11 protein-coding genes are annotated in these 12995 nt (G+C 63.2%); 10 read left to right on the top strand and 1 reads right to left on the bottom strand.

Annotation, left to right across the window (positions count from 1 at the left end):
• The first annotated feature begins 2 nt into the window (after positions 1-2).
• On the top strand, positions 3-1358 hold the full coding sequence (gudD, locus tag ACK59H_RS08340; protein WP_261745584.1) for a glucarate dehydratase: 1356 nt from the start codon (positions 3-5) through the stop codon (positions 1356-1358).
• Positions 1359-1453: 95 nt separating this feature from the next.
• Here the strand turns inward: gudD and ACK59H_RS08335 are convergent, their stop codons facing one another.
• Complete coding sequence (locus ACK59H_RS08335; RefSeq protein ID WP_060479440.1) at positions 1454-2341, bottom strand: LysR substrate-binding domain-containing protein; 888 nt, start codon at positions 2339-2341, stop codon at positions 1454-1456.
• Between the two features lie 99 nt (positions 2342-2440).
• Here ACK59H_RS08335 and ACK59H_RS08330 point away from each other — a divergent pair, with 99 nt between their 5' ends.
• The 9 genes from ACK59H_RS08330 to ACK59H_RS08290 all read left to right on the top strand — a co-directional run bounded on the left by ACK59H_RS08330 (position 2441) and on the right by ACK59H_RS08290 (position 12360).
• Positions 2441-3391: a 2-hydroxyacid dehydrogenase gene (locus tag ACK59H_RS08330; RefSeq protein WP_060479439.1), complete on the top strand. Its 951-nt coding sequence runs from the start codon at positions 2441-2443 to the stop codon at positions 3389-3391.
• Positions 3392-3564: 173 nt separating this feature from the next.
• Positions 3565-4908 carry an MFS transporter gene (locus ACK59H_RS08325; RefSeq protein WP_060479438.1) on the top strand — a complete coding sequence of 448 codons (1344 nt, stop codon included), beginning with the start codon at positions 3565-3567 and terminating at the stop codon, positions 4906-4908.
• A gap of 365 nt (positions 4909-5273) precedes the next feature.
• Positions 5274-6665, top strand: coding sequence for a GABA permease (gabP, locus tag ACK59H_RS08320; protein WP_060479437.1), 1392 nt, complete (start codon positions 5274-5276; stop codon positions 6663-6665).
• A 274-nt stretch (positions 6666-6939) separates the two neighbouring features.
• Positions 6940-7791 (top strand): STAS domain-containing protein, encoded by an 852-nt coding sequence (locus ACK59H_RS08315; RefSeq protein ID WP_409264395.1) that lies wholly within the window; start codon positions 6940-6942, stop codon positions 7789-7791.
• Positions 7792-7794: 3 nt separating this feature from the next.
• Positions 7795-8157, top strand: coding sequence for an STAS domain-containing protein (locus ACK59H_RS08310; RefSeq protein WP_060479435.1), 363 nt, complete (start codon positions 7795-7797; stop codon positions 8155-8157).
• Positions 8154-8558: an anti-sigma regulatory factor gene (locus tag ACK59H_RS08305; protein ID WP_060479434.1), complete on the top strand. Its 405-nt coding sequence runs from the start codon at positions 8154-8156 to the stop codon at positions 8556-8558. The genes ACK59H_RS08310 and ACK59H_RS08305 overlap by 4 nt, the downstream gene beginning before the upstream one ends.
• On the top strand, positions 8549-9565 hold the full coding sequence (locus ACK59H_RS08300; protein WP_371326781.1) for an ATP-binding protein: 1017 nt from the start codon (positions 8549-8551) through the stop codon (positions 9563-9565). Before ACK59H_RS08305 ends, ACK59H_RS08300 begins: the two co-directional genes overlap by 10 nt.
• Positions 9558-10421: a sensor histidine kinase KdpD gene (locus ACK59H_RS08295; protein ID WP_060479433.1), complete on the top strand. Its 864-nt coding sequence runs from the start codon at positions 9558-9560 to the stop codon at positions 10419-10421. Before ACK59H_RS08300 ends, ACK59H_RS08295 begins: the two co-directional genes overlap by 8 nt.
• Complete coding sequence (locus ACK59H_RS08290) at positions 10411-12360, top strand: response regulator (protein ID WP_060479432.1); 1950 nt, start codon at positions 10411-10413, stop codon at positions 12358-12360. Before ACK59H_RS08295 ends, ACK59H_RS08290 begins: the two co-directional genes overlap by 11 nt.
• Positions 12361-12995: the final 635 nt, after the last annotated feature.

Below are 12995 nucleotides of genomic sequence, written 5' to 3'. Positions count from 1 at the left end.
TGATGAATATGCAGACCAACCCCGCCGTTCATGCCCAAACCCCTGTGGTCACAGAGCTGCGCGTGATCCCCGTGGCAGGCCACGACAGCATGCTGCTCAACCTCAGTGGCGCCCACGGCCCTTACTTCACCCGTAATGTCGTGGTGCTGCGTGACAGCGCCGGCAACACTGGCCTGGGCGAAGTGCCCGGTGGCGAGGCCATCCGTCAAACGCTGGAAGACGCTCGCAGCCTGGTGGTCGGCCAGCCGATCGGGCACTACCAGCGCGTGCTCAATGCCATGCGTCAGACCTTCGACAGCCGCGATGCCGGCGGGCGCGGCCTACAAACGTTCGACCTGCGCATCACGGTGCACGCGGTGACGGCCATCGAATCGGCATTGCTCGACCTGCTCGGCCAGCACCTGAACGTGCCAATTGCAGCTTTGCTTGGCGAAGGCCAGCAGCGCGATGCGGTGAAGATGCTGGGCTACCTGTTCTATATCGGTGACCGCCAGCAGACCGACCTGGCCTACCGTAACGAAGCCGATGCCGACGACGACTGGTTCCGCCTGCGCCATGAAAAGGCGCTGAGCCCGGAAGCCGTCGTGCGCCTGGCCGAAGCCGCCAAGCAGCGCTATGGCTTCAGCGACTTCAAGCTCAAAGGTGGGGTGCTACGGGGCGAGGAGGAAATGGAAGCGGTCACCGCCCTGGCCGAACGCTTCCCCGAAGCGCGTATCACCCTTGACCCCAACGGCGCCTGGTCGCTCAAGGAAGCCATCGCCTTGTGCCGCGACAAACACCACGTGCTGGCTTACGCCGAAGACCCGTGCGGTGCGGAAAATGGTTACTCAGGCCGTGAGGTGATGGCCGAGTTCCGCCGCGCCACTGGCCTGCCCACGGCCACCAATATGATCGCGACCGATTGGCGGCAGATGGGCCACGCCATCCAGTTGCAGTCGGTGGACATCCCCTTGGCCGACCCGCACTTCTGGACCCTTCAGGGCTCGGTGCGCGTGGCGCAGATGTGCAACGACTGGGGCCTGACCTGGGGCTCGCACTCGAACAACCACTTCGATATTTCGCTGGCGATGTTCACCCAGGTCGCTGCGGCGGCGCCGGGTGAGATCACCGCCATCGACACTCACTGGATCTGGCAAGACGGCCAGCGCCTGACCCGCGACCCCCTGCGCATCGTCGATGGCCATGTGCGGGTACCGGCGCGGCCGGGGCTTGGCGTGGAGCTGGACGAAGACCAACTGGCCAAGGCGCACGAGTGCTACCGCAACATGGGGTTGGGCGCGCGCGATGACAGCGTGGCGATGCAGTTTTTGATCCCAGGCTGGCGCTTCGATAACAAGCGGCCTTGCATGGTGCGTTGAGGCTGCCGGCCTGTTCGCCGGTGGCCCCGCTCCCATGGGTTTTGCGCAGGCTCATACCTGTGGGAGCGGCTTACCAGCGAGCAAGCCACCGCTATCTACCCAGCTTCGAAAAATGCCCGCGCCATCTCCACAAAACCCTCAAGCACGGGGTTCGGATTATCCCGGCAAAACGCCAGGAAGATCTCAGCCTGCTGCTCCATTCCCTCCAGCGGCTTGAACACCACCTGTTCAAGGCGCAGCGCCTGCGCCGAAGCCGGTACCACAGCACACCCCAACCCGACGTTGACCAGGCCCAGAATCGAATGCGTCTGCCCCAACTGATGCAGGTAGTGCGGCTGCACCCCATGCTGGGCAAACAGGTTGGCAATGCGGTCATGGAAGTACCGCCCCTCGCTGGCGCTGTACATCACGAATGCCTCGCCGTCGAAATCGCTTGGCCTGAGTTGCTTGCGCGCCGCCAATGGGTGCCCGGCGGGCAGGGCAGCGAGAAACGGTTCGCGGTGGATCGGCAGGTATTGCACGCGGGCGCTTGGCAACACCTGGCGTACCAGGCCGACATCGATCAGGCCCGCTTCAAGGTCATGCACCTGGGTGGCAGACACCCGTTCGCGCAGCACCAGTTCGATGTCAGGCAAGGTGTGCCCGGCATGCACCAGCAAGCGCGGGATCATGCTGTAGGCGCCCACGGCAGTGAAGCCCAAGGTCAGTCTGCCTGCTTCGCCATGGGCGATACGCCGCGCCGACTGGCTGGCCGATTCAGCTACCTGCAGGATGCGCCGGGCATCCTGCAAAAAACTTTGCCCTGCCAGGGTCAGCCGCGCCTGGCGGTTATTGCGTTCAAGCAACAGCACGCCAAGAGAGTGCTCCAGCAATTGGATCTGCCGGCTCAGCGGGGGCTGGGTCATGTGCAGGCGTGTGGCGGCGCGGCCGAAGTGCAGCTCCTCAGCGACAGCGACGAAACAGCGCAGTTGGTGCAGCTCCATGATTCAATTCCTGAATTATTCGATCCAGTATCTATATTAGACCTGTATCAAATACGGGCCTAGCATCGAGTCATGTCTTCGAACTGCCGGAAGCCCAGCATGCACAACCCTCCCATCGACATACTGCTGACCCAGCCTGTGCCAGAGGCCATCGATGCCGAGCTGGTCAGCCGCTACAACGTGCACCGCCTGTACCAGTACGAACAACCGCAACAGTTGCTCGCCGAGGTTGGCCCGCGCATTCGCGGCGTAGTCACAGGTGGCGCCAAGGGCCTGTCGAATGCGTTGATGGACCAATTGCCGGCTCTTGAAATCATTGCCATCAGCGGCATCGGTACCGACGCCGTAGACCTGCACCACGCGGCTGGCCGCGGCGTTCAGGTCACCACCACGCCGGGCGTGCTGACCGCCGATGTAGCCGACCTTGCCATGGGCCTGATCATCAGTAGCTTGCGCCGCCTGGGCGAAGGTGAGCGGCTGGTACGCGACGGGCTGTGGGGCACGGTCAACTTGCCCCTGGCGCGCAAGGTCAGTGGTATCGAACTGGGCATCGTCGGCCTGGGCGAGGTTGGCAAGGCCATCGCACGGCGCGCAGCGGCATTCGACATGGCCATTGCCTACAACGGGCGGCGCGAGCAGCCAGAAAGCGGCTACCGCTATGAGCCTGACCTGGTGGCCTTGGCCCGCTCGGTGGATGTGCTGGTGGTCGCGGCGTCCGCCGATGGCGGGCAGGTGCTGGTGACGGCCGAGGTGCTCGATGCGCTGGGGCCGCAGGGTTATCTGATCAATGTGGCGCGCGGCAAGCTGGTGGATGAGCAGGCGCTGGTGGGTGCCTTGCGTGAACAGCGCATCGCCGGGGCCGGGCTGGACGTATTCGTCGACGAACCCAACGTGCCCCCGGCGCTACGTGACCTCAATCAGGTGGCGCTGCAGCCGCATCGTGGCAGTGCCACGCTGCAGACCCGGCTGGAAATGGGCCGCATGGTGTTGAACAACCTAGAAGCCTGTTTCCGTGGCGAGGCGCCGCCGAACCGCGTGACCGGGCGTTAGGGCCTCTTCGTGGTTAAAGCCGCTCCACGGTAAGTGCGCAGGTGCTGGAAACTGCGCAGGCCATAGGGCTTCGCGGGTTCAGCCGCGAAGCGGGCAGCACAGGCAACACAAGGCCCACGGGCCATACCTTCACACAAGAACAAACGCTTCCCACGAGAAGCAAGAGGGGCCAAATGAACAGCAAATCCGCCGTCGCCGCATCGCAGGCCGGGGCCGGGATCGGTCGCCATCGCTTCCTGGTCCTGGCGCTGATCTTCGTCATCACCGTCATCAACTACGCCGACCGCGCCACGTTGTCGATCACCGGCACCGAGGTGCTCAAAGACCTTGGCCTCGACCCGGTGATGCTGGGCATGGTGTTCTCCGCCTTCGCTTGGGCCTACGCCCTGGGCCAGGTGCCGGGCGGCTGGCTACTCGACCGCTTCGGCGCGCGCCGGGTGTATGGCATCAGCCTGATCCTCTGGTCCCTGTTCACCCTGCTGCAAGGCACCGTCGGCTGGCTGGGCCTGGCGGGCGTGTCGGCGGCTGTGGCGCTGTTTTCTATGCGCTTCATGCTCGGGTTGGTGGAGTCGCCAGCGTTCCCGGCCAATTCGCGCATCGTCAGTTGCTGGTTCCCCACCCGTGAGCGCGGCACTGCCTCGGCTTTGTTCAATTCCGCGCAATACATGGCCGTAGTGGTGTTCGCACCGTTGATGGCGTGGATGACCCATACCCTGAGCTGGGAGCAGGTGTTCATCTGGATGGGCGTACTGGGGCTGGTGCTCAGCGTGGTGTGGTTCCGCTTGTATCACGAGCCCCACAGCGCACCGGGGCTAAGCCGTGACGAGCTGGATTACATGCGCGAAGGCGGGGCCCTGGTGGACCTTGAAAAGGAACGTAAGACGGCCAAGAGCAAACCGACCCGCGCCGAAGTCGCCCAGCTGTTCACCAGCCGTAACCTGTGGGCGGTGTACATGGGCCAGTACTGCATCACCGCGCTCACTTACTTCTTCATCACCTGGTTCCCGATCTACCTGATCAAAGGCCGTGGCATGACCATCATGGAGGCCGGCTGGGTCGCCGCATTGCCAGCCATCTGCGGCTTTACCGGCGGCATTCTCGGTGGCTTCGTCTCCGACTACCTGATTCGCCGTGGTGTGCACCCGTCCAAAGCGCGCAAGACGCCCTTCGTGATCGGTATGGCGCTGTCCACCACGCTGGTGCTGGCCAATTATGTGGATGGCAACGCCGCGGTCATCGCCCTGATGACCCTGGCCTTCTTCGGCAAAGGGCTGGCGGCCGTGGGCTGGGCGGTGCTGTCGGATGTGGCACCGAAGAAGATGGTCGGCCTGTGCGGCGGTGTCTTCAACGGCATTGGCAATATCGCCGGTATCGTCACCCCGCTGGTGATCGGCTACGTGGTCGCCAGCACTGGCTCGTTCCACAACGCACTCTGGTTCGTGGCCGCCCATGGCGTGCTGGGGATCTTCGCTTACCTGTTGCTGGCCAAACGCTTCGAGCGTACTGGGCAGGCGTAGGCAGACGCCTGAGCAACAGAGGCCCCGGGATACCGGGGCTTTTTTTTGCCTGGGCGCACACATCCAAATGAAAACCGAAAGCCCCGGGTGGCAGCGTTGGCGCGATTGGACAGGCCATGGGCGACATTTGGCGTTTCTGGAAATCCGCTGTCGTGATCGAACAGTTCTGAGGCGTTCTCGTGTAATTTCCCACAGCCTTGCGGGGCTTAAATGAAGCCCGAACCTCACCAGCAGCTTGCTCTGTGACCTGTGCCCAATACCAACAAACAAGCACCTGTATCCTGTCGACTTATTGATTTGAAAGGAGATATTTTCGCCTCCCTCTGCCCGCCCTTCCTTGTGTCAGCAAAAAGAGAACAAGATCAATGAACACCGTGGGATCCGATGGCAACCTCGCGCAAGGTTTCAAGCCACGTCATGTAACGATGCTGTCCATTGCGGGCATTATCGGTGCCGGACTTTTCGTAGGTTCCGGGCACGCCATCGCGGCGGCCGGGCCAGCTACCATTCTTTCGTATTTCGTCGCCGGGACCTTGGTGGTGCTGGTGATGCGCATGCTCGGCGAAATGGCCGTCGCACACCCAGACACTGGGTCGTTCTCCACTTACGCAGACCAAGCCATCGGCCGTTGGGCCGGCTATACCATCGGCTGGCTGTACTGGTGGTTCTGGGTACTGGTGATCCCCATCGAAGCGCTGGCGGCAGGGCATGTGCTCAATGCCTGGTTCCCCGATATCCCCAGCTGGATCTTCGCCCTGGCCTCGGTGCTGCTGCTGGCAGGCACCAACCTGTTCAGCGTGGCCAAGTACGGTGAGTTCGAGTTCTGGTTCGCCATTCTGAAGGTCACGGCGATTCTCGGCTTCATCGGCCTGGGCTTTGCCGCGCTGATGGGCTGGCTGCCCAACCGTGAGGTCAGCGGTTTGAGCACGCTGATGGCCGAGCACGGCGGCTTCGCGCCCAACGGCTGGTCGGCGGTGGTCGGCGCCTTCATCACCGTGATGTTCAGCTTTATCGGCACCGAGGCGGTGACCATCGCGGCGTCCGAATCCAGCGACCCCTCGCGCAACATCGCCAAGGCCACCCGTTCGGTGATCTGGCGGATCAGCACTTTCTATATTCTGTCGATCTTCGTGATCATTTCCGTGGTGCCATGGAACGACCCACAACTGGCAGTGGTGGGTTCGTACCAGCGTGCACTGGAAATCATGAACATCCCCAGCGCCGGCTTCATGGTGGACCTGGTGGTGCTGGTGGCCGTGACCAGCTGCATGAACTCGTCGATCTACATCGCCTCGCGCATGATGTACTCCCTGGCCAAGCGCGGTGATGCACCGGCGTTTCTCAACAAGACCTCCAAAGTGGGTGTGCCCCGTGCAGCGGTGTTTGGTAGCACCCTGATCGGCGCCGCCATCGCCATCCTCAACTACTTCGCACCCAAGGGCGTGTTCGAGTTCCTGCTGGCCAGCTCCGGCGCCATTGCGCTGCTGGTGTACATGGTTATCGCCATCTCCCAGTTACGCATGCGCCGCCGCCTGGAGCGCGAGAACACCGAGTTGAAGTTCCGCATGTGGCTGTTCCCGTACCTGACGTGGGCGGTGATCATTTTCATCGCTGGCGCATTGGCGGTGATGATGTTCACGCCCGAGCACCGCGCAGAAGTGAGTTCGACCCTGGGCCTGGCGATTGTGATTTCCTTCCTGGGCATCGTCACCTCGCGGGGCCATGCGCAGGCGGTTGGTGTGCGGTCGATGGGGTGATGCAAGTGAACGTGCAGTAACGAAAAACGCACTCGAACGGGCGGTGCCAGTTAGTCGAGCCAATTGCGGGTGCAACTAACTGGCACTGCCCTGTTGAGGTGTTTTGCAGTTTTTGGGGCCCCGCAATGGGGCCTTCATTGCAAACGCCGCGCAGTTGTGGCTCATTGCAACTATCTTTTCCATTCCCCACAACTATTTGTAAGGGCAGATGTCATTTCTGCAGGCCGGCGGACACCTGGGGATGCCGGCCTTAACGCATAGGAGCGAGAAGCATATGGCAGCACTGCAAGGCGGCACGTTGGAAGCGATCACCACCCATCAGGCACAGCTGCTAAATGAGTGGACTGCAAGCCTCGAAGCCAGCGGCGCCACCCGTAACATCAAGGAACAGCTACTCGCCCAGGAAACCCGCGAATTTCTGCAGACGCTGATCGATGGCCTGCAATCGCAAACCGGCAACGACCTGAACGCTGCCGGTTGGGACGAAGCCCGGCGGTTCCTGGAGAAACTGTCCGCCAGCCGCGCCCAGTTAGGCCATGACTCCCACCAAACCGTCTACTTCATTTTCGCCCTCAAAGGGCCGCTGTTCGGCTTGCTACAGGCGCACTACAGCGCTAACCCTGCGCAGTTGGCCGAACAGCAATGGGTGCTTTCCGAGCTGATCGACAGCATGGGCATGCACACCATGCGTACCTTCCAGAAAACCCGCGAAGCCGTGATCAAACGCCAGCAGGAAGAGCTGCTGGAGTTGTCCACACCTGTGGTCAAACTGTGGGACGGCGTGCTGGCGTTGCCGCTGATCGGCACGCTGGATTCGCAACGCAGCCAGACCGTGATGGAATCGTTGCTGCAGCGCATCGTCGATACCGGTTCGGAAATCGCCATCATCGACATCACCGGCGTGCCCACTGTCGACACGCTGGTGGCCCAGCACCTGCTGAAAACCGTTACCGCGATCCGCCTGATGGGCGCCGATTGCATCATCAGCGGCATACGCCCACAGATCGCCCAGACCATCGTGCACCTGGGGCTGGACCTTGGCACCCTGACCACCAAGGCCAACCTTGCCGACGCCTTGAAGCTGGCCCTGTCGCGTATGGGTGTGAGCCTGGCCGAGCAGGTATAAGCCATGGAACGCATCCCGATTCTGCAAATGGGCGAATACCTGTTAGTGACCATCCAGGTCGACATGTATGACGAACTGGCCATGCGCTTGCAGGACGATTTGACCGACCGCATCAGCAGCACCTCGGCCCGTGGCCTGTTGATCGACATTTCTGCACTGGACATGGTCGACTCGTTCATCGGCCGGATGATCGCCGACATCGCCAGCCTGTCGCGGCTGATGGATGCCCAGGTGATGCTGGTGGGCATGCAGCCGGCAGTGGCCATCACCCTGGTCGAGCTGGGCCTGACCTTGCCGGGTGTTAGCACTGCACTGAACGTCGAACGCGGCATGCAGCGCTTGAGCCAGACAGTGAGGCGCACATGAACGCCGAGCAAAGTGGCACCTTGCCGGTACGTATCGAGCAGGATGTGGTGCTGGCTCGCCAGCTCACCCGCAAGCTTGCCGGTGAGTGCGGCATGCGCCTGGTCGACCTGACCAAACTGGTCACCGCCGTCAGCGAACTGGCGCGCAACACCGTGGTGTATGGCGGCGGCGGCGACATGGACTGGCAAATACTGCAAGAGCCGGGGCGCACCGGCCTGCGCCTGGTGTTCCGCGATGAGGGCCCCGGCATTCCCGATATCAAGCTGGCCCTGACCGATGGCTGGACCTCCGGCAACGGCCTGGGCCTTGGCCTGACCGGCGCCCGGCGGCTGGTGGATGAGTTCGAACTGGATACCGCACCCGGCCAAGGCACACGGGTGACGATCACGCGATGGGCATAAGCATTCAAGGCAGCTGTACGCTAGTGCTGCCCCTCGAAGACAGCAGCCAGGTTGGCCATGCCCGGCGCACGGCGCAAAAAATGGCGCAGCATCACGGTTTCGACGATGAAGACGCTGGGCGTGTGGCCTTGCTGGCTACAGAGCTGTGCAGCAACGTGCTCAAGCACGCCCAGCGCGGCGAGCTGCACCTGCGCGCGCTGCCGGTCGCCAACGGGGTTGGTATCGAACTGCTGGCCGTGGACCGCGCCCAGGGTTTCGATGCCACAGCTTGCCTGGCAGACGGGTTTTCCACAGGCGGCACCCAGGGCATCGGCCTTGGCGCCATCGCGCGCCTGGCCCAGGTGTTCGATGTGTATACCGACCAGCGCGGCTCGGTGATTCTGGCGCGGGTTTACCCACGCAACAGCGCCTGTGCTGACCTGCGCATCGGCGTCAGTCACCATGCCCTGCACGATGACCCGGCCTGCGGTGACACCTGGCACGTGGCGATCGATGGCAACCGTCTCAGCGCCCTGATGGTGGACGGCCTGGGTCACGGCCCGGACGCCGAAGCGGCAGCCCACGCAGGCGCCCAGGCTTTCGCCGCCGACCCGTTCGTAACCCCGTTGCTGCTGATCGAGCGCCTGCACCAGGCCATGGCCGGCACCCGCGGCGGCGCTGTGGCCATTGCCCAGCACGACACCAGCAATAGCCGCTTGACCTTCACCGGCATCGGCAACATTGGTGCCAGCTTGGTGGGCGGTGTGCACGCCCGTGGCCTGGCCTCACACCCCGGCATTGTCGGTAACCAGTACCGCAAGGCGCAGGCGTTCGACTACGCTCAGGTGAACGGCAATTTGCTGGTTATGTACAGTGACGGCTTGCAGTCGCGCTGGAAACTCGACGACTACCCTGGCCTGGTGCATCGCCACCCGGCCGTCATCGCGACCGTGCTGCACCGTGATTTCTGCCGTGGGCGGGATGATGTAGCAGTGCTGGTCGTCGACCTGGAGCCGACTTATGGCTGAACCCGCTACCGACCAGGCGGCATTGGTTGCCAGCCTGCAAGCCGAAAACGAAGCGCTGCGCGCCGAGCTGGAAGAGACCAACCAGGGCGTGCTGGCGCTGTATGCCGAGCTGGACATCCAGGCCGAGCAACTGCGCCAGGCCTCTGACCTGAAGAGCCGCTTCTTGTCTTACATGAGCCACGAATTCCGCACGCCGCTGGGCTCGATCCTTAGCATCACCAGCCTGCTGGCCGATGAGCTGGACGGCCCGCTGTCCGAAGAGCAGCACCGCCAGGTCGCATTCGTCAGCACTGCCACCCGCGAGCTGTCGGACATGGTCGATGACCTGCTGGACCTGGCCAAGATCGAGGCCGGGCGCATTTCCATCTCGCCAGCCTGGTTCGACATGCTCGACCTGTTCGCCGCCCTGCGCGGCATGTTCCGCCCCATCGTCGAAGGCGGTGCGGTGGACCTGATTTTCGAAGAGCCGGTAGGCCTGCCCAGGCTCTACACCGACGACAAGAAGCTGGCACAGATACTGCGCAATTTCATTTCCAACGCGTTGAAGTTCACCTCCCGTGGCGAGGTGCGCGTGTCGGCTCAGTTGCAGGGTGAAGACAATATCCGCTTCGCCGTCAGCGACACCGGCATCGGCATACCTGAAGAGCTGCTCGGGAGCCTGTTCGAGGACTTCGCCCAGGTCGATTCGCCGCTGCAGAAGCGCCTGCGCGGCACCGGGCTGGGCCTGTCACTGTGCAAACGCTTCGCCATTTTGCTCGGCGGTGAAGTGGGCGTGACCAGCGAGCCCGGAGTAGGCTCGTGCTTCCATGTGACCATCCCGCTGGCACTGGCCCAGGAGAATGCCGATGAGAGCTGACCTGCGCCTGCTGATCGTCGATGACAACGCAGCCACCCGCTATGCCTTGCGCCGACGCTTGACTGCGCAGGGTTACCAAGTGCTCGAAGCCGGCACCGGCGGCGAGGGGCTGGCGTTGATCGGTGAGCAGCACCTGGACGCGCTGATCCTCGACGTCAACCTGCCCGACATGAGCGGCTTCGATGTGGTGCGCCTGCTGCGCGACAACGAACGCACCGCCTTGCTGCCAGTGATTCACGTGTCGGCGGCGTCGATCCAGAGCGGCGACATCATCACCGGCCTGAACGCCGGCGCCGATGCCTACCTGATCCACCCAGTGGACCCGGACGTATTGCTGGCCACTCTGCGTACCTTGCTGCGGGTGCGTGACAGCGAACGGGCACTGCGTGAAAGCGAAGCGCGCTTCCAGGAAATTTTCCGCAGCGTGTCGGCGCCGATCGCCGTGCTCGATGCCGAGCTCAGGGTGCATGAGTGCAATCATGCCTTTTCCCAACTGGTGCAAGACAACCACCAGCCCGATTACCTGCGCGAGTGCTTTGCCCCGCAGCAGGATGCCGCACTGTGCGAACTGCGCGAGCACATCGGCGCAGGTGCGCGCTGGAAAGGCCAACTGGGCATGCTGGTGAACGGCCAGCCTCGCGACACCGAGTGGCAACTGTCACCTTACCGCACCCCCGGCCTGTGCCTGGTGTTCGTCGAAGATGTGACCGAGCACCGCCACCGCGAGCGCTTTCACCTGGCCCGCCTGGACGACGCCACCAACCAGCTGGCCAAAGAGGTGGCGGAACACGCCCGCACCGAAGCCTTGCTGCTGCAACTGCAGAAGATGGATGCCTTGGGCAGCCTTACCGGCGGCATCGCCCATGACTTCAACAACCTGCTGACCGGTGTGATCACCAGCCTGGAGCTGATTCGCAAACGGGTTACCGAGGGCCGCACGGAAAAGGTCCCCAAGTACATCGAAGCGGCGCTGAGCTCAGCCAGCAGCGCTGCCGCGCTGACCCATCGCCTGCTGGCCTTCGCCCGCAAGCAGCCGCTGGACACCCGCCCGGTGGACGTCAACCAGCACGTGCACTCCCTGGAAGACTTGCTGACCCGCACCATTGGCGAACGCATCACCCTGATTCTCGAGCTTTCCGGCTCGTCCACCATCGCCCTGGTGGACCCGGTGCAACTGGAAAGCGCCGTACTCAACCTGGTGATCAACGCCCGCGATGCCTTGCCCAAGGGCGGGCATATCTGGGTGTCGACCTGCATGGCACAGGTCTACGGCGACCTGAACCTGCGCGACGGGGCCTATATTGCGGTCACCGTCCGTGACGACGGCTGCGGCATCGAGCCTGAGCTGCTGGAAAAGGTTTTCGACCCATTCTTCACCACCAAGCCGGTGGGGCAGGGCACCGGGCTTGGCCTGTCGACCATCTACGGCTTCGCCCGCCAGTCGGGTGGGCATGTGGCGCTGCGCAGCGTGCCGGGCGAGGGCACCGAAGTCACCCTGATGCTGCCCGCCACCCAATCCGCCGCCACGGCCCCACACCGCGAAGCCACAGAAGACGCGCAAGGCAATGGCGAGCATGTGCTGATCGTCGAGGACATGGCCTCGGTGCGCGTATCGGTGGCCGAGGCCCTGACCGATGCCGGTTACCGCTGCACCCTGGCATCGACTGTGGATGAGGCACTGCAGCACCTGCGCCAGGAGCCTGGCCCAGACCTGCTGCTGACCGACGTAGGCTTGCCCACCCTGAGCGGCCGCGAACTGGCGGACTTGGCCCGCGCTTGCCGGCCCGCGCTGCCGGTGGTGTTCATGACCGGCTACGCCGACGAAGCGCGTGACCGCCAGGCTTTCTTGGGCGAGGGCATGGATATGCTGGTAAAACCCTTCCGCCTGAGCGAATTGCTGGGCACGGTGCGCCGAGCGATTGGGGCTGAGCGCCAGTAATCCCCGGAACTGGGCAAGCCCGGCTAGGCTTTCCCGCCCCGGGGTGGGGGGTGCACCGTACTGGACGCCTTCCTGGACGCCGGCTTCGACAGCCCCGCCTTTCGCAGTAATGCTGTTCACTTAAGCATTTGAGTCCAGGCTTGGGGTCGAAAAAATCCGATACCGGTGATCTAGTGTCGGGTTTTTTTGGGGTTCAATTTGAGCCTTTTGGCGCCTGTGAGATCGAGCGCCGCCCGCGCGGCGCATCGCGAGCTTTGCTCGCTCCTACGTTTGTTTCGGGCCAGTAACGCCTGTGGCAGGTGCGCGCGACCGCCTGGGTCATACGACGCGATACCGCGCCATGCACAAAGGCGTCCGCGCGCAAATCCCACAGGACTAATTGGCCCGAAACAAACGTAGGAGCGAGCGCAGCTCGCGATGCGCCGCGCGGGCGGCGCTCGATCTGCGCTCCACCGAAGAGCTCACGCCAAGCCTCTAGGCCCATGTAAACAGCACTACGCCTTTCGCAGAGACTTCGGCATGGCCCCCAGCACGTTCAGGCAAAAGCCGAACTGGCAGACCTGGCATGCGGTTTTCAGCATTCCTCATTTCACCAGGAGCATTACCATGCACGTTCGTATCGTCGACTTTGCCCT

The sequence above is a fragment of the Pseudomonas sp. KCJK9000 genome (assembly GCF_046230725.1).
GTDB classification, from domain to species: domain Bacteria; phylum Pseudomonadota; class Gammaproteobacteria; order Pseudomonadales; family Pseudomonadaceae; genus Aquipseudomonas; species Aquipseudomonas promysalinigenes.
This window is presented reverse-complemented; position numbering and strand designations above follow the sequence as displayed.

Coding starts and splice junctions, on each gene's coding strand:
- ACK59H_RS08290 (WP_060479432.1), top strand. CDS start 10,411: ATGAGAGCTGACCTGCGCCTGCTGATCGTCGATGACAACGCAGCCACC.
- ACK59H_RS08305 (WP_060479434.1), top strand. CDS start 8,154: ATGAACGCCGAGCAAAGTGGCACCTTGCCGGTACGTATCGAGCAGGAT.
- ACK59H_RS08295 (WP_060479433.1), top strand. CDS start 9,558: ATGGCTGAACCCGCTACCGACCAGGCGGCATTGGTTGCCAGCCTGCAA.
- ACK59H_RS08310 (WP_060479435.1), top strand. CDS start 7,795: ATGGAACGCATCCCGATTCTGCAAATGGGCGAATACCTGTTAGTGACC.
- ACK59H_RS08330 (WP_060479439.1), top strand. CDS start 2,441: ATGCACAACCCTCCCATCGACATACTGCTGACCCAGCCTGTGCCAGAG.
- ACK59H_RS08325 (WP_060479438.1), top strand. CDS start 3,565: ATGAACAGCAAATCCGCCGTCGCCGCATCGCAGGCCGGGGCCGGGATC.
- gudD (WP_261745584.1), top strand. CDS start 3: ATGAATATGCAGACCAACCCCGCCGTTCATGCCCAAACCCCTGTGGTC.
- gabP (WP_060479437.1), top strand. CDS start 5,274: ATGAACACCGTGGGATCCGATGGCAACCTCGCGCAAGGTTTCAAGCCA.
- ACK59H_RS08300 (WP_371326781.1), top strand. CDS start 8,549: ATGGGCATAAGCATTCAAGGCAGCTGTACGCTAGTGCTGCCCCTCGAA.
- ACK59H_RS08335 (WP_060479440.1), bottom strand. CDS start 2,341: ATGGAGCTGCACCAACTGCGCTGTTTCGTCGCTGTCGCTGAGGAGCTG.
- ACK59H_RS08315 (WP_409264395.1), top strand. CDS start 6,940: ATGGCAGCACTGCAAGGCGGCACGTTGGAAGCGATCACCACCCATCAG.